The 22,309-nt window shown below is 70.3% G+C and carries 23 protein-coding genes and 1 rRNA gene; 13 read left to right on the forward strand and 11 right to left on the reverse strand.

The genetic code is table 11. The features are described 5' to 3' along the window. Positions 1 to 3 precede the first annotated feature (3 nt). Together rrf and MYF83_RS38290 are read left to right on the forward strand one after the other, a co-directional pair. Positions 4 to 120, forward strand: a 5S ribosomal RNA gene (gene rrf, locus MYF83_RS38285). Between the two features lie 401 nt (positions 121 to 521). Then, positions 522 to 2,273: a substrate-binding and VWA domain-containing protein gene (locus tag MYF83_RS38290; protein ID WP_248965712.1), complete on the forward strand. Its 1,752-nt coding sequence runs from the start codon at positions 522 to 524 to the stop codon at positions 2,271 to 2,273. A 65-nt stretch (positions 2,274 to 2,338) separates the two neighbouring features. Here the strand turns inward: MYF83_RS38290 and MYF83_RS38295 are convergent, their stop codons facing one another. Beyond that, positions 2,339 to 2,827: an Lrp/AsnC family transcriptional regulator gene (locus MYF83_RS38295; protein WP_248965713.1), complete on the reverse strand. Its 489-nt coding sequence runs from the start codon at positions 2,825 to 2,827 to the stop codon at positions 2,339 to 2,341. 202 nt (positions 2,828 to 3,029) lie between these two features. On the opposite strand from MYF83_RS38295, the gene MYF83_RS38300 reads away from it, so the two are divergent. Further along, positions 3,030 to 3,950, forward strand: a complete 921-nt coding sequence (locus MYF83_RS38300; RefSeq protein WP_248965714.1) for a phenylalanine 4-monooxygenase — start codon at positions 3,030 to 3,032, stop codon at positions 3,948 to 3,950. Here the strand turns inward: MYF83_RS38300 and MYF83_RS38305 are convergent. From MYF83_RS38305 to aroA, 8 genes are all read right to left on the reverse strand, one after another. Then, the gene (locus MYF83_RS38305; RefSeq protein WP_248965715.1) at positions 3,926 to 4,642 is read right to left on the reverse strand and encodes a response regulator transcription factor; all 717 of its coding nucleotides are present in this window, start codon (positions 4,640 to 4,642) and stop codon (positions 3,926 to 3,928) included. The genes MYF83_RS38300 and MYF83_RS38305 overlap by 25 nt on opposite strands. A 20-nt stretch (positions 4,643 to 4,662) precedes the next feature. Next, a complete protein-coding gene (gene pstB, locus MYF83_RS38310; RefSeq protein WP_248965716.1) occupies positions 4,663 to 5,439 on the reverse strand; it encodes a phosphate ABC transporter ATP-binding protein PstB in 777 nt (258 codons plus the stop codon). Between the two features lie 13 nt (positions 5,440 to 5,452). After that, on the reverse strand, positions 5,453 to 6,340 hold the full coding sequence (gene pstA / locus MYF83_RS38315; RefSeq protein ID WP_248965717.1) for a phosphate ABC transporter permease PstA: 888 nt from the start codon (positions 6,338 to 6,340) through the stop codon (positions 5,453 to 5,455). Further along, positions 6,337 to 7,317, reverse strand: a complete 981-nt coding sequence (pstC, locus tag MYF83_RS38320) for a phosphate ABC transporter permease subunit PstC (RefSeq protein ID WP_248965718.1) — start codon at positions 7,315 to 7,317, stop codon at positions 6,337 to 6,339. The genes pstA and pstC overlap by 4 nt, the downstream gene beginning before the upstream one ends. A 4-nt stretch (positions 7,318 to 7,321) precedes the next feature. Beyond that, positions 7,322 to 8,428 carry a phosphate ABC transporter substrate-binding protein PstS gene (gene pstS / locus MYF83_RS38325; protein ID WP_248965719.1) on the reverse strand — a complete coding sequence of 369 codons (1,107 nt, stop codon included), beginning with the start codon at positions 8,426 to 8,428 and terminating at the stop codon, positions 7,322 to 7,324. A gap of 404 nt (positions 8,429 to 8,832) precedes the next feature. After that, complete coding sequence (gene hisN / locus MYF83_RS38330) at positions 8,833 to 9,618, reverse strand: histidinol-phosphatase (protein ID WP_248965720.1); 786 nt, start codon at positions 9,616 to 9,618, stop codon at positions 8,833 to 8,835. Between the two features lie 223 nt (positions 9,619 to 9,841). Then, positions 9,842 to 10,852, reverse strand: a complete 1,011-nt coding sequence (gene rsgA, locus MYF83_RS38335; RefSeq protein ID WP_248965721.1) for a ribosome small subunit-dependent GTPase A — start codon at positions 10,850 to 10,852, stop codon at positions 9,842 to 9,844. Positions 10,853 to 10,878: 26 nt separating this feature from the next. After that, the gene (gene aroA, locus MYF83_RS38340; RefSeq protein WP_248965722.1) at positions 10,879 to 12,156 is read right to left on the reverse strand and encodes a 3-phosphoshikimate 1-carboxyvinyltransferase; all 1,278 of its coding nucleotides are present in this window, start codon (positions 12,154 to 12,156) and stop codon (positions 10,879 to 10,881) included. A gap of 109 nt (positions 12,157 to 12,265) precedes the next feature. On the opposite strand from aroA, the gene MYF83_RS38345 reads away from it, so the two are divergent. Together MYF83_RS38345 and MYF83_RS38350 are read left to right on the forward strand one after the other, a co-directional pair. Continuing rightward, positions 12,266 to 13,027 carry an SOS response-associated peptidase gene (locus MYF83_RS38345; protein WP_248965723.1) on the forward strand — a complete coding sequence of 254 codons (762 nt, stop codon included), beginning with the start codon at positions 12,266 to 12,268 and terminating at the stop codon, positions 13,025 to 13,027. Positions 13,028 to 13,213: 186 nt separating this feature from the next. Further along, entirely contained in the window at positions 13,214 to 13,546 is a 333-nt protein-coding gene (locus tag MYF83_RS38350; RefSeq protein ID WP_248965724.1) for a TraR/DksA family transcriptional regulator, read from the forward strand. 83 nt (positions 13,547 to 13,629) lie between these two features. Here the strand turns inward: MYF83_RS38350 and MYF83_RS38355 are convergent, their stop codons facing one another. After that, positions 13,630 to 14,376: a class I SAM-dependent methyltransferase gene (locus MYF83_RS38355; RefSeq protein WP_248965725.1), complete on the reverse strand. Its 747-nt coding sequence runs from the start codon at positions 14,374 to 14,376 to the stop codon at positions 13,630 to 13,632. A gap of 190 nt (positions 14,377 to 14,566) precedes the next feature. On the opposite strand from MYF83_RS38355, the gene MYF83_RS38360 reads away from it, so the two are divergent. The 7 genes from MYF83_RS38360 to MYF83_RS38390 all read left to right on the forward strand — a co-directional run bounded on the left by MYF83_RS38360 (position 14,567) and on the right by MYF83_RS38390 (position 21,398). Then, complete coding sequence (locus tag MYF83_RS38360; RefSeq protein WP_279340649.1) at positions 14,567 to 15,220, forward strand: sigma-70 family RNA polymerase sigma factor; 654 nt, start codon at positions 14,567 to 14,569, stop codon at positions 15,218 to 15,220. A 73-nt stretch (positions 15,221 to 15,293) separates the two neighbouring features. After that, complete coding sequence (rsrA, locus tag MYF83_RS38365) at positions 15,294 to 15,563, forward strand: mycothiol system anti-sigma-R factor (RefSeq protein ID WP_248965726.1); 270 nt, start codon at positions 15,294 to 15,296, stop codon at positions 15,561 to 15,563. Between the two features lie 51 nt (positions 15,564 to 15,614). Beyond that, positions 15,615 to 16,547 (forward strand): NAD-dependent epimerase/dehydratase family protein, encoded by a 933-nt coding sequence (locus tag MYF83_RS38370; RefSeq protein ID WP_248965727.1) that lies wholly within the window; start codon positions 15,615 to 15,617, stop codon positions 16,545 to 16,547. Between the two features lie 274 nt (positions 16,548 to 16,821). Further along, positions 16,822 to 18,177: an HD-GYP domain-containing protein gene (locus MYF83_RS38375; RefSeq protein ID WP_248965728.1), complete on the forward strand. Its 1,356-nt coding sequence runs from the start codon at positions 16,822 to 16,824 to the stop codon at positions 18,175 to 18,177. A gap of 17 nt (positions 18,178 to 18,194) precedes the next feature. Beyond that, the gene (locus tag MYF83_RS38380) at positions 18,195 to 19,454 is read left to right on the forward strand and encodes an HD-GYP domain-containing protein (RefSeq protein ID WP_248965751.1); all 1,260 of its coding nucleotides are present in this window, start codon (positions 18,195 to 18,197) and stop codon (positions 19,452 to 19,454) included. Between the two features lie 264 nt (positions 19,455 to 19,718). Next, positions 19,719 to 21,080: an acetyl-CoA carboxylase biotin carboxylase subunit gene (locus tag MYF83_RS38385; protein ID WP_248965729.1), complete on the forward strand. Its 1,362-nt coding sequence runs from the start codon at positions 19,719 to 19,721 to the stop codon at positions 21,078 to 21,080. Between the two features lie 105 nt (positions 21,081 to 21,185). Then, positions 21,186 to 21,398, forward strand: a complete 213-nt coding sequence (locus MYF83_RS38390) for a biotin/lipoyl-binding carrier protein (RefSeq protein WP_248965730.1) — start codon at positions 21,186 to 21,188, stop codon at positions 21,396 to 21,398. A gap of 74 nt (positions 21,399 to 21,472) precedes the next feature. Here the strand turns inward: MYF83_RS38390 and MYF83_RS38395 are convergent, their stop codons facing one another. Continuing rightward, a complete protein-coding gene (locus MYF83_RS38395; protein ID WP_248965731.1) occupies positions 21,473 to 21,853 on the reverse strand; it encodes a thioesterase family protein in 381 nt (126 codons plus the stop codon). Between the two features lie 116 nt (positions 21,854 to 21,969). Here MYF83_RS38395 and bsaP point away from each other — a divergent pair, with 116 nt between their 5' ends. Further along, positions 21,970 to 22,170 (forward strand): biotin synthase auxiliary protein BsaP, encoded by a 201-nt coding sequence (gene bsaP, locus MYF83_RS44840; RefSeq protein ID WP_443729309.1) that lies wholly within the window; start codon positions 21,970 to 21,972, stop codon positions 22,168 to 22,170. Positions 22,171 to 22,309: the final 139 nt, after the last annotated feature.

Genomic DNA, 22,309 nt, shown 5'->3' on the forward strand with positions numbered 1-22,309 from the left:
GGTTACGGCGGTCATAGCGGAAGGGAAACACCCGGTTACATTCCGAACCCGGAAGTTAAGCTTTCCAGCGCCGATGGTACTGCACCGGGGACGGTGTGGGAGAGTAGGACACCGCCGGACAAAATTTTTCATAGCATCATTCAGGGAAGCCATCCACGTTGTGGGTGGCTTTCCTGCGTTCCAGAGCCGGTTCGTTTCAGGGTCACGTTCGACCCGTGCTGCTCAGGACACCTTCGACCTGACCACGCCCTGCCGGGGAAAGCGCAGGTGGAGAACGGTGGAGGGGCGGACCCCGGCCGCACCGCCGGGAAAGGCGGATGTGCGCCGGCGGCCGTCTGACAATCGCAGTACATCCGTTATTCAAGCGCTTGGTCAGACCGTATCTTCGCGCCCGACGGACACGCTACGCTTCCCGATACGCCGGGGGGAGATGTTCGCTGAGTACGCTTTGTTGACGTTAAGGGCGTGACGTCGTGGCAGGCAGGCATCGTAATCCGGATCCCCTTGGTCAGGACGTATGGGTGGACGATCCTCCTCCCTGGAAAGAGCGTCTGGCCGGCTTCCTCGCCCCACTGGCCGGCGTCCTCGCGGCCATGAGCACGGCGAATCCTCTGGTCAATGCCCGCCGTCGCGCCATCGCGGCCGTCGCGCTGGGCGCCGTCCTGGTGGCGGTCCTCGCCACCGGGGCGTACGGGCTGATATCGAGCTCCGTGTGCGGGGAACGGCCGCAGCTGCGGGTGATGGCCGCGCCGGAGATCGGACCGGTGCTCGAGCAGGTGGCCAGGAAGGACGCCGAAAGCGGTGGATGCCTGTCGGTGTCGGTGCGCACGGGAAGTCCCGCCGACGTGGCCGACGATCTCGCCCTGCGCAGAGACATCATGGACGTGTGGGTACCGGACGCGTCTGTGTGGGTCGACCTCGCGCGGGTGCAGGGCGCGGATCGCACGCTGTTCTCCCAGAGGACGCCGCTCGCCCGCTCGCCGGTGATCATAGGAATGCCCGAGGCCACCGCGGCGAAGCTCGCCGCGAGCAAGGGGAAGCCGTCCTGGACGCTCCTGATCCCCACCTCGGCGACGAAGAAGAAGCTCCCCAAGGCCTTCACGACGTTGCCGGCGCCGAGCAGGTTCGCGTCGGGGCTGGCGGCGCTCGACGCGCTCAACTCCGTGGTGACGGACCGCCCCGCCCTGCTGAAGATCGTGCAGGGCATAACGACGAACCTGAAACGATCCGTGCTGCCGTCCCAGCAGGCGCTGTTCGATCTCGTCGAACGGCCCGACAAGGGCGCCGATCCGGTGATCGTGGCCAGCGAGCAGGCCATCTGGCGCCACAACAGCGCCCGCACCGGTCCCCGGGTGGTGGGGCTGTATCCCGAGGAGGGGACGCTGGCCCTGGACTATCCCTACGTACCGGTGACCAGGGACGCCGCGAAGCGGAAGGCCGCGGAGGAGTTCCGGCGGCTCATACTGTCCGGCACGGGCCGCCCCCTCCTGCAGGCGGCCGGTTTCCGGGACGCGGCGGGGAACGCCGGGACGGAGATGGACGATCGCCATGGGGTGCGCGCCGCGCCGCCGCAGGAGATCCCGGCCCCCGATCCCATGACCACGCTCCGCGGCCTGCTTTCGATGAGGCTGCTCCTCGCCGACACCCGTAACCTGCTCCTGCTGGACGTCAGCGGCTCGATGGGGGAGAAGGTCCCGGGGCTGGGCGCCACGCGGATGCAGGCCATGGTGGGCGTCGCGGAGGCCGGCATCCGCGCGCTGCCGCAGGGAAGCGACGTCGGCCTGTGGATCTTCTCGACGGGCCTGGACGGCGACAAGGACTACAAGGAGGTCGTGCCGGTCGGGCCGCTGCGGCAACGTGCGCCCGAGGTGATCCGGGAGCTGCACAAGCTGCCCGGGCACACCCGGGGTGACACCGGCCTGTACGACTCGCTGCTGGCGGCGTTCCGGTCGGCCTCGACCCAGCAGGTCAGGAACATGCTGAGCTCGGTCATCGTGTTCACCGACGGCAACGACGACGACCGCCACGGCATCTCCCTCACCGAGCTCCTGGCCGCGCTGCAGAAGGAGTTCGATCCCGGCAGGCCGGTCACCATCACGCTCATCGGCTTCGGCGAGGACATCGACGCGGGGAAGCTCGAGCAGATCGCCCGGGTGACGAACGGTGTCGCCATGGTCGCCAAGACCTTCGACCAGGCACAGCAGATCTTCCTGCAGGTCATCGCCAACCGGGTGTGCACCGACAGGGAGAGGTGCGCCTCCCAGGAGGGCTGAGCTCCCCTACCCCCAGCCCCCGTCCCCAGCCTCCAAGGACCGCATCCGGCCTCCCAGGACCGCGTCTACGGGACGGGGCGGGTGGCGGCGCGCAGGAGGGGCTCGACGCGGTAGGGGACCTGCGTGGACAGGGCGATGGTCGTGTCGGTGCGCTGGACGGCCGGCGACGCCAGTACGCGGGCGATGATCTCCTGAAGGTGGTCGGTGCTTCGTGCGACCACCCGGCAGAGCAGGTCGGCCTGGCCGCTCGTGCCGTACACCTCCAGGATCTCCGGGACGACCTCGAGCGCCTGCACGGCCTCGGCCAGCCTGCCCTGCGAGATCTGCAGGGACACGAACGCGAGGATGGGGTATCCCATCTCGGCCGGCACGACCGTCGGCCCGAAGTCGCCGATGACGCCGCGCGCGACGAGCTTCTCGACGCGCGCCTGCACGGTGCCGCGTGCGACCCCGAGCAGCCGCGCCAGCTCGGTGAGGCCGATGCGCGGATGCGCCCGCATGGTGGCGAGGAGCCGGCCGTCCAAGGGGTCCAGGGGACCGTGCGCGGTGGGCATGGCCCGAGACTACGGCGTGCGGCCTGATGCGTCCGGAGGGCCGTGGCTCGGATGGCGGCGCGGACGCCGCGATTTCCCGCCTGGTCTCGCGCTGAGCGGATCGACCAGTCGTCAGGTGCCCGGAGGGGTGATGTCTGGCCGATATGACCACGCAAAGTGGTCACTCTTGCCAGCGAAACCCGGAATTACCGATATTTCTGTCATGTTCGAAGAAGCTCAGTACTTTGCCCCGGTGGCGACGCGGGAGGACGGGTCCGTCGTCGTCGAGCTGGCCGCGAGCCACCCCGGGGTCGCGGACCCCGTCTACCGCGAGCGCCGCAACGCCATCGCCGCCCTCGCGCTGAACCACACGCCGGGCGACCCGGTGCCCGCGGTGGCCTACACCGAGCGGGAGCACGAGGTGTGGGCGCTGGTCGCGCGGGAGCTCGCGGTGAAGCACCGGCGGTACGCCGCCACGGAGTACCTGCGCGGCTGCGAGCGCCTCGGACTGCCCAGCGGCAGGATCCCGCAGCTGCAGGAGGTGGGCGACCTCCTCGCGCCGCTGACGGGGTTCCGCTACCTTCCCGCCGCCGGGCTCGTGCCGCTCCGCGACTTCTACGGCGTGCTCGCGGACGGCCTGTTCTACTCGACGCAGTACATCCGCCACCATTCGGTGCCGTTCTACACCCCGGAGCCCGACGTGCTCCACGAGGTGCTCGGGCATGCCAACGCGCTGGCGTCCGACCGCTTCGCCCGGCTCTACCGGCTCGCCGGCGCCGCCGCCCGCCGGGTCCGGACGGAGGAGGCGCTGGAGTTCGTCTCGAAGGTCTTCTGGTTCACCCTGGAGTTCGGGGTGCTCGCGGAGGACGGCGAGGATCGCGCGTACGGCGCGGGGATCCTCTCGTCCTACGGCGAGATCGAGGAGTTCCGCGGCATGGACATCCGCCCGCTCGACCTCGCCGTGATGGGCACCACCACGTACGACATCACCAAGTACCAGAACGTCCTCTTCCGGGCGGAGTCGCTGGCCCACCTGGAGGACGTCGTCGGCGGCTTCTGGGAGAGCTGTGACGAGGAGACGATCGCCCGTCTCCTCGCGGACAGTACGGTCAAGCAGGGTCAAGCAGGGGTGATCAGCCGGTAGCCGACGCCGCGCACCGTCTGGATCAGCTGGTCGTCGTCGTCACCGAGGCGGGCGCGCAGGCGCTTGACGTGCACCGCGATGGTGTTGGTCGACATGGTGTCCGCCGCGTGCCACACGTGGCGCATGATCTGCTCGCGCGTCACCGTCCGGTCGGCGTTGCGCATGAGGTAGTGCAGCAGCTCGAACTCGCGCAGCGGCAGGTGGACCGGCATCCCGGCCACCCGCACCTGATAGGCGCCGACGTCGAGCTCGACGATCCCCACGGTGAGCACGCCGCGCCCGGCCGCGTCCCCCGGGAACGCGGCCTGCACCAACGGCAGGAGCTCGGGGACGCGGTAGGGCCGGGCCACGCACGCCGTGGCCCCCGCGGCCAGCGCCTGCACGGCCTGCTCGGCATGCCCCTCGCCCACGCCCAGCAGCACGGGCACGGCGCGAGCCAGCCGTACCGCGCGGACGAAGTCGACCGGGCCGATGACCGGCAGCGTGGCGCTGACGAGCACCACGTCCGGCCTCAGCGCGCCCGCCTGGAGGAGGGCTTGCGCGCCGTCGGGAACCCCGGCGACGAAGACGCCCTCGCGTTCGAGGGCCGAGGCCAGTTCCCGCACCATGTCGGCGTCGGGATCGGCAACCAGCAGCATGGGCGCCGGCCGAGTGTCCCCGTCCACTACAGGTGCCGCCTGCGGCTGGGTCACACCATCTCCTTAGAAGCCGGTCATCCGAAGCGCCCGGTGATGTAGTCCTCGGTCGCCTTCTGGGTGGGGTTGGTGAAGATCTTCGACGTCTCGTCCATCTCGACCAGCTTGCCGGGCTGGCCCTGGCCGGCCAGGTTGAAGAAGGCCGTCCTGTCGCTGACCCGCGCCGCCTGCTGCATGTTGTGGGTGACGATCACGATCGTGTAGTCGTTCTTCAGCTTGGCGATCAGGTCCTCGATGGCCAGCGTCGAGATCGGGTCCAGGGCCGAGCACGGCTCGTCCATGAGCAGGACGGCCGGGCTGACGGCGATCGCCCTGGCGATGCAGAGCCGCTGCTGCTGGCCGCCGGACAGGCCCGAGCCCGGCTTGTTCAGCCGGTCCTTGACCTCGTTCCAGAGGTTGGCGTCCTTGAGGGAGGTCTCCACGATGCCCTGGGCCTCGGACTTGGAGATCCGGCCGTTGAGGCGCAGGCCCGCGGCGACGTTGTCGAAGATGGACATGGTCGGGAACGGGTTCGGCCGCTGGAAGACCATGCCGACGGTTCGCCGCACGGAGACCGGGTCGACGTCCTTGTCGTAGAGATCCTGGTCCTCCAGCATGATCTTGCCTTGGACGCGGGCGCCCGGGATGACCTCGTGCATGCGGTTCAGCGTCCGCAGGAACGTCGACTTGCCGCATCCGGACGGGCCGATGAAGGCGGTGACCGAGCGGGGCTCGACCGTCATCGTGATGCCTTCGATCGCCTTGTGCGATCCGTAGTACGCGTCGAGGTCGGACACCTCGATCTGCTTGGCCATTGTCGATAACCCCTTATCGGCCCTTGGCGGGAGAGCGCCACCACGCGATGATGCGCGCCGCCAGGTTGAGCAGCATGACGAACAGGATGAGGGTGAGCGCTCCCGCCCACGCCCGGTCGATCGCGGTGTCGTTCGGGCGGCCCATTTGGTCGAAGATGTACAGGGGGAGGCCCATCTGCGGCCCGGTGAACGGGTCGGTGTTGATGGAGTCGGTGATGAACACCGTGAGCAGCAGCGGCGCGGTCTCGCCCGCGACGCGGGCGATGGCCAGCATGATCCCGGTGATGATGCCGGTGAAGGCCGTGGGGAGGACGATCCGCAGGATCGTCTTCCACTTCGGCACGCCGAGGGCGTACGACGCCTCCCGCAGTTCGTTCGGGACCAGGCGGAGCATCTCCTCGGTGGAGCGCACCACGGTGGGCATCATCAGGATCGACAGCGCCAGCGCGCCCGCGAAGCCGGAGTAGCCGAGGCCGAGCACGAGCACCCAGAACGCCAAAATGAACAGACCGGCCACCACGGAGGGGATGCCGGTCATGACGTCGACGAAGAAACTGATGGAACGGGCGAGGCGACGCCCCTGGCCGTACTCCACCAGGTAGATCGCCGTCAGCAGGCCGACGGGCACCGAGATCAGCGTGGCGAGCCCGACCTGTTCGAGCGTGCCGAGGATGGCGTGGTAGGCGCCGCCTCCGGCGTCTCGCGCGCCGATGTTGCGCATCGAGTGCGTCAGGAACTCGGTGTCGAAGCGGGCGAGGCCGTTCTTCACCACCAGCCAGATGACCGAGATGAGCGGGATCACCGCGAGGATGAAGGCCAGCCAGACCAGGCCCTGGACGACGCGGTTCTTCAGCCGCCGGTTGAACGAGACCGGGGTGATGACGCTGGGCGACATGGTCATGCGGCGGCCCCCGAGAACTCCTTGCGGCGAGCGATGATCAGCCGGGCCGCCATGTTCACGACCAGGGTGATGATGAACAGCACTAGGCCGGAGGCGATCAGCGCGCCCTGGCCGATGGGGGTCGCCTCGCCGAAGCCGTTGGCGATGTTGGCGGCGATGCTGTTGCCGTTGGCGGACAGGACCCTGATGTCGATGTCGAAGGTCGCGGGGAAGATGAGCGCGACCGCGATCGTCTCGCCCATCGCGCGCCCGAGACCGAGCATGGCCGCGCTGATGACGCCGGGACGGCCGAACGGCAGCACCGACATCCTGATCATCTCCCATCGGGTGGCGCCGAGGGCCAGCGACGCCTCCTCGATCATCTTGGGCGCCTGGAGGAACACCTCGCGGGAGATCGCCGCGATGATCGGCAGGATCATGATCGCGAGCACGACGGAGGCGGTGAGCATCGACTTGCCGTAGACGGCGTCGCCGGCGAACAGCGGGATCCACCCGAAGTAGGTGTTGAGGAACGTGGAGGGGCCCTGCATGAACGGGATGAGGAAGATCACACCCCACAGGCCGTAGACGACGCTGGGGACGGCCGCCAGCAGGTCGATGACGTAGCCCAGGACGCCGGCGAGGCGGCGCGGCGCGTAGTGGGAGATGAACAGGGCCACGCCGATCGCGATGGGGACCGCCATGATCAGCGCCAGGAAGGAGCTGAGCACGGTGCCGAACGCGAGGGCCGCGATGCCGAAGACGGGCTTGGTGGCGTTCGGGGTCCAGACCTTCTCGGTGAGGAAGTGCGAGGTGTTGGCCTGGAGGGCCGGAACGGCCTTCACGACCAGGAAGACCGCGATCGCCGCCATGATGGCGAGCAGCAGGATTCCGGCGCCGGTCGTCGCGAAGCGGAAGGGGCCTTCGCCGCGGCTGCGCCGGAAGGCGGACCGGCGCACGGCCGGCCCGCCTTCACGTGTACGAAGTGGCGTGGCCATTGAGTTAGGCGATCGCCTCGACGGCCGTGCGCACCTTGGCGACCAGGCTCGCCGGCAGCGGCGCGTAGCCGAGGCTGGTCAGAGCGGCCTGGCCCTCGTCGCTCGCGGTGTAGGTGAGGAAGGACTTGACCAGCTTGGAGTCCTCGGCGGACAGGCCCTTCTCACAGGTGATCTCGTAGGTCACCAGGACGATCGGGTAGGCGCCCGCCGCCTTGGTGGCGTAGTCGATCGACAGCTTCAGGTCGTTGCCGGTGCCCTTGATCTCGGCGGCCTCGATCGTCTTGCCGGCGCTCTCCGGGGTCAGCTCGACGAACTCGCCGGAGCCGTTGGCGACCTTGGCCTTGGACAGGCTGGAGTTCTCCGCGTAGGAGAGCTCGACGTAGCTGATCGCGCCCTCGGCGCCCTTGACGGCCTGCGCGATGCCGTCGGAGCCCTTGGCGCCCTGACCCTTGGCCTCGGCCGGGAAGGCCTTGGCGGGCTCGTACGGCCACTCGGCGGTGGCCTTCAGGAACTTGGTGAAGTTGTCGCTGGTGCCCGACTCGTCCGAGCGGTGGAACGCCTGGATCGGAGTCGACGGCAGCTTGGCGTCGGGGTTGTCGGCCTTGATCGCCGCGTCGTCCCACTTGGTGATGGTGCTGTTGAAGATGCCGCCGATGGTCTTCGGCGAGAGCTGCAGACTGTCCACACCGGGGAGGTTGTAGACGACCGCGACCGGGCCGGTCACCATGGGCAGGTTGATCGCCTTGCCGGTCTTGCAACGACCGTCGGCCTGGGCCGGCTCGCCCTTCGCGTCGTTGAGCGCCGAGTCCGAGCCGGCGAACGCCACGGTGCCCTGGATGAAGGCTTGCACGCCCGCGCCGGAGCCGCTGGGCTGGTAGTTGATGCTCACACCGGGGTTCGTCGACTGGAACGACTTCTTCCACTCGGCGATCGCGTTGGCCTGGGCCGAGGAGCCGGCCGCGTTGATCGTGCCGCTGAGCCCGGCGGCGCCCGCGCTGCCGGCGGGGGCCGAAGCGGTGTCGGTGCCACCGGTGTTGTTATCGGTGCCGCACGCAGCGAGCGAGAGCACGCCGGCGATGGCGGCTACGGCGAGCCGGCCTGCATACTTCACGGTTCTAGTCCTCCCACGTTGTTCAACTCAACGGGTAGGACGCTAGGGACCGAAGATGACTTGATTCCCGGTTCAAGGTGAACGAAGAATGAACGGGTCGGGTCACTATCGTTTTGAGGGTTCCAAGCCGCTCTACCCTCCCTTGGCCCGCGCGGCGGATCGCGGCGCCCGGCATGGCGGCGCCGTCACCGTCAGGTGCACGTGACTGTCCCCTCGCCGACAGTTACGGAGGCGAGGATGTGCCGTAGCGTCGATGGCACGACAGCCGAGGAGGGTGGGGCATGCTTCCAGGATGCGGTAACTGCAGTTGCTACCTCGAGGACCGGGTCATCGTCCGGCCACCGGACGAGCGCTGAGCTCCGCCCGCCGGCCGCCGCGCGCCGGCGGGTTCCTGCGGCGGCCGGTCAGTCGCCGAGGCGTTTGAGCACTTCCCCGTGCAGAAGCGGGTTGGCGCAGACCATGCTGCCGCCGTCCACGTCCTGGGCGCCGGACAGGTCGGTCCAGACGCCGCCCGCCTCCTCGACTATCACGGTGAGGGCCGCCATGTCCCAAGCGGACAGCTCGGGCTCGGCGGAGATGTCGACCGAGCCCTCGGCGACCATCATGTGGGACCAGAAGTCGCCGTAGGCGCGGGTGCGCCAGACGGTCTTGGCGAGGGTCAGGAACTCCTCGAGGCGGCCGCGCTCCTCCCAGCCGCCGAAGCTGGAGTAGGAGAACGAGGCATCCTGCAGGCGGCTCACGGACGAGACCTGGCAGCGGGACGCCTTGGTCAGGCTGCGACCCGTCCACGCGCCGCCCTCGCGCGCCGCCCACCAGCGGCGGCCGAGGGCGGGCGCCGAGACCACGCCGACGACGACGCGCCCGTGCTCCATGAGCGCGATGAGCGTGGCCCAGACCGGGACGCCGCGCACGTAGTTCTTGGTGCCGTCGATGGGGTCGATCACCCAGCAGCGGGAGCCGTACCCGCTCGTCTTGCCCATCTCCTCGCCGACGACCGCGTCGCGGGGCCGGGCACGCCTGAGCGTGCCGCGGATGGCCTCCTCGACCGCCCGGTCGGCGTCGCTCACCGGAGTGAGATCAGGTTTGGTGTCCACCCGCAGGTCAACGGCGCGGAACCGGCGCATGGTCAGATCATCGGCGCTGTCTGCCATCATGTGCGCCAGGCGCAGGTCGTCGCTATAGCCCGTCACAGGGACAAACGCTATCGTGCCGCCGCCCGTTTCAGCAGTCCCTGATCGCTCCGAAGCGTCGCATGCCGGTCATGCTGGGTCACCGCGTCGCGGCGGGCGCGTCGCGGCCGGGGCCGCTTCGCGGGCGAGAACCGCCGCGGTCGTCGCCGGGCTCGGTCGTCGTCGGGGGCGAGAACCGTCTCAGTCGTCGCCGGGCTCGGTCGTCGTGGGGGCGGGAGCCGTCTCAGTCGTCGTCGGGGGCGCCGTCGCGGCTGGCGAGGATGCGGCGCAGGGACGCGAGGCTCATCGGGTCGGCGTGGCCCTCCGCGACCCACGCGTCGAGCGAGCACTCCTCGCCCCGGTGGGTGCAGCCCTTCGGGCAGTGGACGGTGCCTTCGGCCAGCGCGGGGAACGCGGCCAGCACGTTGTCGATCACGACGTGTCCGAGACCGAAGCTGCGCACCCCGGGAGTGTCGATGATCCAGCCCCCGCCGGGCAGTTCGAGGGCGACCGCCGAACTGGAGGTGTGACGCCCGCGCCCGGTAACGGCGTTCACGTGCGAGACCGCCCGCCCGGCGTCCGGGACCAGGGCGTTGACGAGGGTGGACTTGCCCACCCCCGAGTGGCCGACGAGGACGCTCAGCCGGTGGTCGAGCCTGGCCCGCACCTGTCCGAGGTCGCCGCCCTTGCGCACCACCAGGTAGGGGACGCCGAGCGGCTCGTAGCGGGCGACGAGGTCGTCGGGGGCCGCGAGGTCGGCCTTGGTGAGGCACAGCAGAGGCTCGATGTCGGCGTCGAACGCGGCGACGAGCATGCGGTCGATCATCCTGGGCCGGGGCGGCGGGTCGGCCAGCGCCGTGACGATCACGAGCTGGTCGGCGTTGGCGACGATGGGGCGCTCCAACTCATCGGTGTCGTCGGCGCTGCGCCGCAGCATCGACGTGCGCGGTTCGAGCCTGACTATGCGAGCCAGGGTGTCGGGGCGTCCTGAGGTGTCGCCGACCAGGCTGACCCGGTCTCCGACCACGATGCCCTTGCGGCCGAGCTCGCGGGCCCGCATCGCCGTCACCGGGCGCGCGGCCTCCCCGCGCCCCTTCCCGCGACGGCCGTCGACGCCGGTCTCGGTGACGTCGCCGCCGACGAGGCAGGTGTAGCGGCCACGGTCGACCGCCACGACGAACCCCGGGACGGCGTCGTCGTGCGCGGGACGGCGTCTGGTCCTCGGCCGCGACCCCTTGCCCGGCCTGACCCGCACGTCCTCCTCGTCGTACTCCCGTTTTCTCAGCGGGCTTCCTCCAACATCAGCGCCCACATGCGGGCGAACTCGGGGAGGGTCTTGGCGGTGGTCGCGATGTCCTCCACCTGGACCCCGGGGACCACGAGGCCGATCACCGCTCCGGCCGTCGCCATCCGGTGGTCGGCGTAGGTGCGGAAGACACCGGCGCGCAGCGGCCGGGGCCTGATCACCAGGCCGTCGCCGGTCTCGGTCACGTCGCCGCCGAGCCGGTTGATCTCTGTGGCCAGCGCGGCGAGCCGGTCGGTCTCGTGGCCGCGCAGGTGGGCGACACCGCGCAGGGTGCTGGGCGAGCCGGCCAGGGCCGCGAGGGCGGCGATCGTGGGGGTCAGCTCGCCGACGTCGTGCAGGTCGGCGTCGATGCCGTCGACGCGCTCGCCGCCGGTGACCTTCAGCCCTTCGGGGGTGCGGGCGACGGTCGCGCCCATGCGCGGCAGCAGCGTGCGCAGCGCGTCGCCGCCCTGCGTGGTCTCCTGCGGCCAGCCGGGGATCGTGACCGTGCCGCCGGTGACGAGGGCGGCGGCCAGGAACGGGGCGGCGTTGGACAGATCGGGCTCCACCGTGAGGTCACGGGCCGCGATCGGGCCCGGCTCGACCCGCCAGACGTCCTGCTCGCCGTCGTCCACGCTCACCCCGGCGGCGCGGAGCATCTGCACCGTCATCTCGATGTGCGGCATGGACGGCACCGGAGGGCCGCTGTGGCGGACGGTCACGCCCTTCTCGTAGCGCGGGGCGGCCAGCAGCAGCCCGGAGACGAGCTGCGAGGAGGCCGAGGCGTCCAGCGTCACCTCGCCACCCGCGAGCGGGCCCCGGATGGTGAAGGGCAGCGCGTCGCCGCTCACCTCGGCGCCCAGGGTGCGCAGCGCGGCGAGGATCGGGCCCATCGGCCGCGTGCGGGCGTGCGGGTCGCCGTCGAAGGACACCTCGCCGTCGGCCAGCGCCGCCATCGGCGGGACGAACCGCATGACCGTGCCGGCGAGCCCGACGTCGATCGAGGCGCCGCCTCGCACCGGACCGGGGACGACGTGCCAGTCGACGCTGGACGCGGTCTCGCCGGAGGGGGTCAGCCCGGCCCCGAGCGATCGCAGGGCCGCGACCATCAGGTCGGCGTCACGGCTGCGCAGCGCCAGCCGTACCGTGCCGGGAGCGTCGGCGAGGGCGGCCAGCAGGAGGGCGCGGTTGGTGACCGACTTGGACCCGGGCAGCCGGACGGCCGCGTCGACGGGGCCGGGCGCCTCGGGCGCGTGCCACATGGGAGCTGACATAGCTCCGAGCCTACCGGGAGCCCGCCTTTGGAAGGGGTGAGGCCGCCACCGCCGGGACGGTTCGCACGGGGTGTACGCATGGCCGGCGCGGGTGCGGCAGTCTATGGGCATGTGCGGTAGATACGCCTCAGCGCGCAAGCGTCAGGAGTTGCTGGAGGAGTTCGACATCGGGCTGGACGGGACGCCCGAGGAGCTCGGTCCGGACTACAACGTCGCCCCGACCAAGAAGGTCTACGCGGTGCTCACCCGCCCTGTCGAGCAGGCCGGCGAAGGTGAGGCCGACAGCGGAGGAACGCCGGAGCCGGCCAGGCAGCTCCGGGTGCTCAAGTGGGGGTTCGTACCGAGCTGGGCGAAGGATCCCTCCATCGGCTCCCGGATGATCAACGCGCGGGTCGAGACGCTCGCCGAGAAGCCGGCGTTCCGCAGGGCCTTCGCGCGGCGGCGGTGCCTGCTGCCCGCGGACGGCTACTACGAGTGGTTCAGGGCCGACAAGAAGACCAAGCAGCCCTACTTCATCCACCCCGAGGGCGGCGGGGTGATGGCCATGGCCGGGCTGTACGAGTTCTGGAAGGATCCGACCCGGGCGGACGACGACCCGCTGAAGTGGCTCACCACCTGCACGGTCATCACCACCACCGCCGAGGATCACCTCGGGCACATCCATGACCGCATGCCGGTGATCATCGGGCGCGACCGGTGGGCCGACTGGCTCGATCCCGAGCGCACCGACCCCGGCCAGTTGCTCGACTGGTTGAAGGCCTCGCCGCCGAGCGGGCTCGCCGCCTACCCGGTGTCCAGCGAGGTCAACAACGTCAGGAACAACGGCCCCCACCTCATGGAGCCGGAAAGCCCCGAGGCCGCTCTGTTCTGAGGCTTCCCGCCGGTGAAAAGCCTGGATCGCACCGGTGTAAGAACCCGGCCGAATGGGCATCCGGTGAGGAAAGCGATGACGTGCTGGCAGAGAGTCACCGCTCAGAGGTGTACTTCAAGGCCAGGCGGGAGTTCCGGGGGGTCCCGCCCCAGGCTTCACTCCTTTTCTTCCCGGAGGTGCGGATTCGTGGACGACGCGACCGCTCGCGCCCAACTGGAGAGCATGCTGGCCGAACTGGACCGGTCGATCAGGGTGCTGCGTGGTGACCCGGTCGCCGTAGGGGACAGATCGGCGGCGGACGCGGGATCCGATCTCACCGACGCCGACCGGGCGCAGGCCATGATCGATGTCGCGACGCGGCAGCGCACGGCCGTGGTGGACGCGCTTAGACGGCTCGACGCCGGCGTCTACGGCAGGTGCGTGGACTGCGGCAAGCCCGTCCCCGAGGGCCGGCTCGCGGCCCGCCCGGAGGCCGCTCGCTGCGTCCAGTGCCAGTCCCAGCGGGAACGCCGCCGCTGACGGACCCGGCGAGCCCGGGTCCCGGCGAGCCTGCGCGCGGGCCATGGCGGGCGGCGGTGAGGCCGGGTACGGCCCCGCCGGCGTCAGCCGGGCCTGCGCGCGCTGGCCACCAGGTGGATGCCGACGGTGTCGTCGTCGTCGGGGTGCGCGTCGAGCTCGGTGCGGACGAGCCAGTTGAGGGCTCGGGTGTCGGCGGCGAGGACGTGGTCGACGGTCGAGGGGGACAGCACCGTGCGCGGCCGTACCCACTCCACCTCCAGGCCGGCGTCCGCCAGCAGCTCGCGAAGCTGGGCGCTGGAGAAACAGCGGGTGATGCTGCCGTCCGGCCACGGCACGAGCATCACCTCGCCGGTGCCGGTCTGGCACAGGTGGGCCCAGTAGTTCTGCTCGGCCATGATCGCCATGCCGAGCACCAGCGAGTCGACGCAGGCCAGCACGCGCCCGCCCGGCTTGAGCACCCGCACGATGTCTTCGATCGTGGACTCTGCCATCAGCTCCAGCGACAGTGCCCGTTCCTCGGCGATGACCGCGTCGACGGAGGCGTCGGGGAGGAAGGCGAGGTCGTCGGCCCGCACCTTGCGGATCCTGTTGGAGGCGTCGCGCAGCGTGGCGCCCGGGGGGCGGCGGAAGTCGACGACCTCGATGACGTGGTGCCCCGCGTTCGCCGCCTGCGCCGGCCACCGCCCGCGGCCCCCGGAGAGATCGAGGACGAGTCCGGGCCGGCCGGGGAGCCACCGCTTCAGCTGCTCGGCGACGACGGCGTGGTAGAAGGTCCAGTACGGCCCGAGTGCGCCTGAGCCGTTCAGTTCGTTGGCTGGGATGGGCAGCACAATGGCTCCTGGACGGTCGGGGCTCCGGGGAATCGCTACCAGCCGGTACGTATCTTTTTCCCCGTACCGGGTCGTTCGTCACCTTCTACTTACCGGGAACAGATGCTATGCCTCGCGTGTTGCAGACGCGTGTAAACACGCTAGGAGGTTCCGTCCCATGCTGATGGCCGAGGTCGGCGATCTGGCGGTCATGCACAAGCCGGTATTGTCGGCTGTGTACGGCGCGTATAAGGGGGTGGGTCCGGTCTCCAAGACAACAGCCGAGGAGACTCTGGAGCAGCGCAGCGAGCGGTTCGAACGTGATGCCATGCCATATCTCGATCAGCTCTACTCGGCAGCGCTCCGGATGACCAGGAATCCCGCGGACGCGGAGGACCTGCTTCAGGACACCTTCGCCAAGGCCTTCGGGTCCTTCCACCAGTTCCAGGAAGGCACCAACCTCAAGGCCTGGCTCTACCGCATCCTGACCAACACCTTCATCAACAGCTACCGCAAGAAGCAGCGGGAGCCCAAGCAGTCCGGCACAGAGGAGATCGAAGACTGGCAGCTCGCGCGTGCGGAGTCGCACACGTCGGCCGGTCTGAAGTCCGCCGAGGTCGAGGCGCTCGAGCATCTGCCCGACAGCGACATCAAGGACGCGCTCGCCGCCCTCCCGGAGGACTTCCGGATGGCGGTCTATCTGGCCGACGTCGAAGGTTTCCCCTACAAGGAGATCGCCGACATCATGGGCACACCCATCGGGACAGTGATGTCCCGACTGCACCGCGGACGGCGCCAGCTGCGGACGCAACTCGAGGACTACGCGCGCGAACGCGGGCTTGTGCGATCGGAGGACCCGTCGTGATGCAGCGGGTTGATACTTGGCGATCCCTGGTGACCGGCGGCCGTGGAGACGGCGCACTGGCGGGGTGTTGGGCATGAGCTGTGGCAACCCGCACGACACCGACTGCAAGGAAGTGCTGGACAGGGTCTACACCTTCCTGGACGGCGAGCTGGACGACCGCCGCCGGTCGGACATACGGCAGCATCTCGACGAGTGCGGGCCATGCCTGGAGGAATACGGGCTGGAGAAGGTCGTCAAGCAGCTCGTCGCCAAGCACTGCGGATGCGACCCCGTGCCCGAGGATCTCCGGTCCAAGGTGCTCAAACGCATCGAGGCGGTCCGGGCCGAGCTCGCCGCCGACTGAGCGGCCGGTTCCCGTCGGAGTGGGCGATGGCCGATCCCCTAAGATGCCGGGATGCGGCTACTCGTAACCGGCGGTGCCGGGTTCATCGGCTCGACCCTCGTTGACCGGCTGCTCGCCGACGGCCACGAGGTCGCCGTCGTGGACGATCTGTCATCGGGAGAGCGCGAGAACCTGACCGGGGCGGTCCGCAGCCCGCGCTTCCGGCTGCACGAACTCGACGTCAGAGACCCCGCGCTGAGCGGGCTGATGGCCGAGTGGCGCCCCGAGGTCGTCTGCCACCTCGCCGCCCAGATCAGCGTCCGGGCCAGCGTGGCCGATCCGGTGTTCGACGCCCGGCTCAACGTCGAGGGCACGGTGAACGTCCTGGAGTCGGCGCGCGCGGCCGGAGCGAGGAAGGTCGTCTACGCCTCCTCCGTCGCGGTGTACGGCCGCCCGGCCGCGATCCCCGTCCCGGGCGACGCGGCGACCGACGCGCGCTCCCCGTACGCCGCCTCCAAGCTCAGCGGCGAGATCTACCTGTCGATGTTCAGGGCGCTGCACGGGCTTTCGTACACCACGCTGGTGCTGTCCAACGTCTACGGCCCGCGCCAGTCGCCCACGGGCGAGGCCGGGGTGGTGTCGATCTTCACCGACGCGCTGCTGAGAGGCGCGCCGACCATCGTCTATGGTGACGGCTCCCAGACCCGCGACTACATCTTCGTCGACGATGTCGTGGACGGCTTCGTCCGCGCGTGCGGGGAGCGCGGCGACGGCCGCAGGTTCAACCTCGGGACGGGCGTGCAGACGACCGACCGTGAGCTGCACTCCATGATCGCCTCCACCGCGGGGGCCGCCGACGAGCCGAGGTTCGAGCCGGCCCGGCTCGGTGACCTGCCCGCCATGGCGGTCGACCCGGCGCCCGCGCTGGAGGGCCTCGGCTGGCGCCCGCGCACCGATCTCCTCACCGGTCTCAAGGCCACGGTCGAATGGGCGAGATCGCGTTAGCTGCGGGTAGTGGTTTGATTACGCTTTGGATGCGATTCTTCGACTTCCCGTACGGCTGACCTCCGTTTCTGTAGCCTGAAGCCGGACTCGATGGGTGGAGGCGGCACATGGTTAAGGCAATGGCCACACGCCTGGTGGCGGCCATGGGCACCGGCGGCCCGGCATGGGCTCTCGGCGCGCTCGCTGTGATGGTTCTTCTGGGGGGCGCTATCGAAGTGCCTTCGGGCATCTCCTGGACCTGAGCGCGTGCCCGTGACGGCCCGAGGCGGTCGCAGTGCGTGAGCTACCCTGGCCGGCGAAGGTCTACCTGGTCACGGTTGTCGGGGTGGCGGGGGTGTTGATCGGCCGGGGCCTTGTCGTCCCGGACCGTCTGGGCGAGCACCACTGGCCCACCTTGCTGGTGCTCGCGCTGTTGTTCCTGGTCTGCGAATCGGTGCCGACGCTGCTCAACGTCGAGCAGGCGGCGATGTCGGTCAGCTTCTCCGCGGCGCTCGCCGCGGTGGTGCTGGTGGGAGATGTGGGTGCGGCCCTGGTCGGGGCGACGGCGGTTCTGAGCGTCCGGCCGGGGCTCCCGCTGCACAAGCGGCTGTTCAACGGCGCCCAGTTCGCCATCTGCGGTTACGCCGCCGGGTGGGTCTTCGAGTGGCTCGGCGGGGCGCAGGACGTGCCGAGCGTCGACCGGTTCACCGACCTGCTCGGCCCGTTCATGGGCGCGGCCGCGGTCTTCGTGCCGCTGAACGCCGTGCTGTTCACGGTCATGCTGTCGCTCGCCGGGCAGCTGCACCTCGACGAGGTGCCGCTGCGCGGCATCGCGCAGTTCCTCGTCTCCTATCTCGGCTACGCCACCTTCGGCCTGCTGATCGCCGGGCTGTGGGCCACCGTGCAGTCGATCTCGGCGGTGCTCGTGCTGCTGCCGCTGTTCATCGCCCGGTGGGCCTTCGGCCAGTACCTTGCGCAGCAGCGGTCGTACGATGCCACGATCGCCGCCCTCTGCCAGGCGGTCGAGACCAAGGACTACTACACGCGCGGTCACTGCACCCGCGTCTCCAGCGCCTCCACCATGATCGCCCAAGAGATCGGCATGGGCCCCGAGCGCATGCGGGCCATCGGCTACGCCGGCATGCTGCACGACGTCGGCAAGCTCGGCGTGCCGACGAAGGTCCTGCAGAAGGACGGCAGGCTGACCGAGGAGGAGTACGCCGCGATCCAGCTCCACCCGATGCGCGGCCTGGAGATCGTCCGCGGCATCGACTTCCTCGACGAGGCCTTCGCCGGCATCATGCACCACCACGAGCGCCAGGACGGCAAGGGCTACCCGATGGGGCTCGCCGGGGCCGAGATCCCGGAGTTCGCCCGCATCATCGCCGTGGCCGACGCCTTCGACTCCATGACCTCCGACCGCGCCTACCGCAAGGCGAAGTCCATCGACGAGGCGATCGCCGAGCTGCGCAAGCAGTCCGGCACCCAGTTCGACCCCGTCATGGTGTGCGCGTTCGTCAAGGCCGTCGACCGGCGAGGCTGGGACCCGCCCGGGAAGATGCCCGCGCCGAAGGCCGACGAGATCGTCGAGACCGTCGCCAAGGACCACGACGACCCGACGGCTCCGATCGAAGTGGTGTCGGAGCGGTGACCCTCGCGACGCGGCCCATGCAGGGGCTCGACTCCGGCCAGCTGCTGCTCATCTGCGCGGCCGGCATGGTGACCGTCGCCGGCATCGCCCACACGGCCGCCGTCGGGCTGGTCGACACCCAGATCGCGATCGCCTTCGGCGCGCTGGTCGCCGCCGGCGAGCTGGCCAGGCTGACCATGCCGGGCAACCGCGAGGTGGCGCCCATCGGGGCCGCCGCCGCCCTTGGGTACACCCTGTTGCTCGACGTGGGCGGCGTGCCGACGCGGCATTCGGCGCTGCAGGTGGTGGCCGTCATGTCGGCCGGGATGACCCTGGGCGCGCTGCCCCATCTCGCCGTCGGCAGGCCGCCGCGACTCGACGCGATCGCGCGGCGGCTGCTCTCCGGCGCCCTGCTGGCCTTCGCCTACCGCCCGCTCGCCTCGCTGCTGTACGCCACCACCGACGACGGCAAGGGCACGTGGTGGGTCGTGCTCGGCGTGATGGCCGTGCTCATCACTGCGATGCTCGCGGCCGACGTGGTGATCGCCGCCGTGCTGCGCGCCGAGCAGGTGCGCACGGCGCTGCGCGTGGCCATCCGCGACGAGCTGCGCATGGCCGCGCCGCTCGGCGCCGCCGTCGCCGCCTCGGGCACCCTGCTGGCCCTCGCCTCCCACAGCATGAACCTCGCCGCCCTGGTGGTGTTCGCGGCCCCGCTGCTGGTCACCCAGGTCGCCTTCCGCAAGTACGCGGGCATCCGCGCGACCTACCTGCAGACCGTCCGCGCGCTGGCCAGGGTCACCGAGGTGGGCGGCTACGTCGAGCCCGGGCACTCGCGCCGGGTGAGCCACCTGTCCCTGGCGATCGGCCGGGAGCTCGGCATGGCCGAGCCCGAGCTGCTGGAGCTCGAGTACGCCGCGCTGATGCACGACATCGGCCAGCTCTCCCTGCGCGACCCGATCCCGGGCGGCGCCACCGTGCTCACCGATCCGGTCCAGGCGCGCAGCATCGCCGAGCTCGGAGCCGAGATCATCAAGAAGACCGGCGTGCTCGACCGGGTCGCCGACATCGTGCGCCGCCAGGGTGACCCGTTCACCGGCCGCGACGTGCCGCCGCTCGCGAGCCGCATCATCAAGGCGGCCAACGCCTACGACGACCTGGTGGGCGGGTCCACCGACCGTGACCGCGCCGCGGCGGCCCTGGAGCGGCTCCGGCTCGACGGCGGCGACGAGTACGACCCCGCGGTGGTGGAGTCCATGGCCAGGGTCATCGACCGCCTGACCCCCGCCACCCGCCTCTGACATCGGCGCAACCCTCCAACCGGCCGCCCGGCGGTCAGGGCCCGGGAACGCGCGCGGGCCGTCGGTACTTCGCCTGTCGTCCCTGTTGAGAGGCTCTTTGCCCGCAGGTGAGCAAGGTTCTGCGTAAGGTGCGGACGGCCGTCCGCGCTCGCGCCCGATTGTGGGGTTCCTACAGATGGGACACGGGGGATCGGTGGTCTGGAGCGAGGGGTTCCGACGGGGGTCGGGCCATAAGGTGGTGAACCGTCGAAGGGAGTGCGGCCGGTGTTCGAGAGCGTTCTGGTGGCCAATCGAGGTGAGATCGCGCGGCGCATCGTGCGCACGGTGAAGTGCATGGGCCTGCGGGCGATCGCGGTGCACTCGGAGGCCGACACCGACCTGCCGTTCGTGCGGGAAGCCGACGAGGCGTTCCTGCTCGGCCCCGCCGCGCCGGCCCAGAGCTACCTCGACGTCGCCAAGGTGATCGAGGCGTGCCGCGCGACCGGAGCGCGGGCCGTCCACCCCGGGTACGGCTTCCTCGCCGAGAACGCCGCCTTCGCGCGGGCCGTCATCGACGCGGGCCTGGTCTGGGTCGGGCCGGCTCCGGACGCGATCGAGCGCATGGGCGACAAGATCAACGCACGTAACCTCATGGAGGCCGCCGGCGTCCCGGTGGCGGCGGGCACGCGTGAGCCGGTGACCGGCCTGCCGCAGGCGCTGGCCGCCGCGGCCGAGATCGGCTATCCCGTCATGGTCAAGACCGCGGGAGGCGGCGGGGGCATCGGCATGGGCGTCGCCCACGACGAGGCCGGGCTGGCCGGCGCCTTCCAGACCGCCGTCCGCGCGGCCGAGCGTTTCAGCGGCAGGACGGGCTCCGAGGGAGGCGGCGCGGGTCCGGCGATCCTGCTCGAGCGCTACATCCAGCGGGCCCGCCATGTCGAGGTGCAGATCCTCGGGACGGCCGACGGCACCGTGGTGGCGCTGGGCGAGCGCGACTGCTCGGTCCAGCGGCGTCATCAGAAGGTCGTGGAGGAGTCCCCGTCGCCGGGCGTCACGCCGGAGCTGCGCGAGCGCATGCTGGCCGCCGCCGTGCGGGCGGGCGAGGCGGTCGGCTACCGCGGCGCGGGCACCGTCGAGTGCCTGGTGGACGCCGATGAGCAGGACTTCGTGTTCCTGGAGATGAACACGCGGCTGCAGGTCGAGCATCCGGTGACCGAACTGGTCACGGGCGTCGACCTGGTCGAGCAGCAGCTGCGCGTCGCGGCGGGGGAGCCCGTCACGTTCACGGCGGCGCCGCCGCGCGGGCACGCCATCGAGCTTCGGGTGTACGCCGAGGATCCCAAGCGGTTCTTCCCCGGCCCCGGCAAGATCGACGTCTGGGAGGAGCCGGCCGGCCCCGGCATCCGGCTCGACTCCGGATATGTCGCGGGGAACACCGTCACGCCGTTCTACGACCCGCTGATGGCGAAGCTGTGCGTCCACGGCGACGACCGCGAGGAGGCGCTGGCCAGGGCCCGCGAGGCGGTGGCGGCCTTCCGCGTCGAAGGGCCCAAGAACAACCTGCCCTTCCTCGCCGAGTTGCTGGACGACGCCGAGTTCGCCGGCGGTGACTACGACACCGGGCTGGTCGCTCGCATGCGTTCGTGATGCCTGATGGGCTCGTGGTCCCGTCCCCGTGCCCGTTCACGGGAGTGGGACGATGAGCACGGCCTTCTGGGCACAGTTGGATCATTTTGATTGAGGGGAGTTCCGGTGGCGGAAGTACGTGCCGAGATGGTGGCGAACGTCTGGAAGGTCGTCGTCGCTGAGGGCGACAGCGTGAGCGAGGGCGACACGCTGGTCATCCTGGAGTCGATGAAGATGGAGATCCCGGTGCTGGCCGAGGACTCCGGTGTCGTGAGCGCGCTGAAGGTGGCCGAGGGCGATGTCATCCAGGAGGGTGACCTGATCGCGGTCATCGAATGACGGCCGCCGCCCGGCCGCGCCGGCCGGCGCCGGACCGCGCGCCGCGTGGATCGCGGCCGGCGGCCCGGCGGGGTTCAGCGGGAGAGGCCCGAAAGGAAGCGCTCGCGGTCGACCACGACGCGCTCGATCGTGGCGACGGCCACCGTCGTCCGGCGGTCCCTCGCGGTGACCTCGAAGACCAGGCGCCGGCCGTCCACCTCGACGAGCTCGGCGGCGACCTCCACGTGCGTGCCCACGGGGCTCGCCGCGCGGTGCTCCAGCGTCACCTTCGTCCCCACCGAGGTCTGCCCGGGAGCCAGGTGGTCCTGGACGGCGCGTACGGTGGCCGCCTCGGCGATCGCCAGCAGCCGCGGCGTGCCGAGCACGGGGACGTCCCCGCTGCCCACCTTGATCGCGGTGTCTCCCCGCTCGACCATGATGAGAATCTCGGCGCGCAGCCCTGGGGCGATCGTCATGCGGGCCAGCCTACGGGTGCGGGCCTCGCGGCACGGTCGCGCACTCGCTGTCCGCCGCCATCCTGTTCGCGCGGGCTCGCACCACCTTCGCCGGTTGACGGCCTTGGCAGGGAACGATGGAATACGCTCTTGGCGTGAGCCCTTACTGCGACCATTGCGGACGTCTCGCAGGAGACGAGGACCATTCCGCATGTCAGGCCGCGCGGCTCATGGAGCCGCCTCGCTACTGCCCGGCGTGCCGACGCCGGCTGGTGGTGCAGGTGACGCCGCGGGGTTGGTCCGCCCGCTGCGTCGAACACGGCGTTACGGCTTGCTGACACCCCGGCACGAGCCGTACGGCCACAGGGTTTTGTGACTCCGCCGTGACCTGGTCGCGACACAAATCCGCTTTGTTGGAGAACTCTGGGGTGACGTCGGGTTGGACGGAATGGGGTTAGCGGGGGAGAGATGGTTGCC

The sequence above is a fragment of the Sphaerisporangium perillae genome (assembly GCF_023276435.1).
Taxonomy (GTDB): domain Bacteria; phylum Actinomycetota; class Actinomycetes; order Streptosporangiales; family Streptosporangiaceae; genus Sphaerisporangium; species Sphaerisporangium perillae.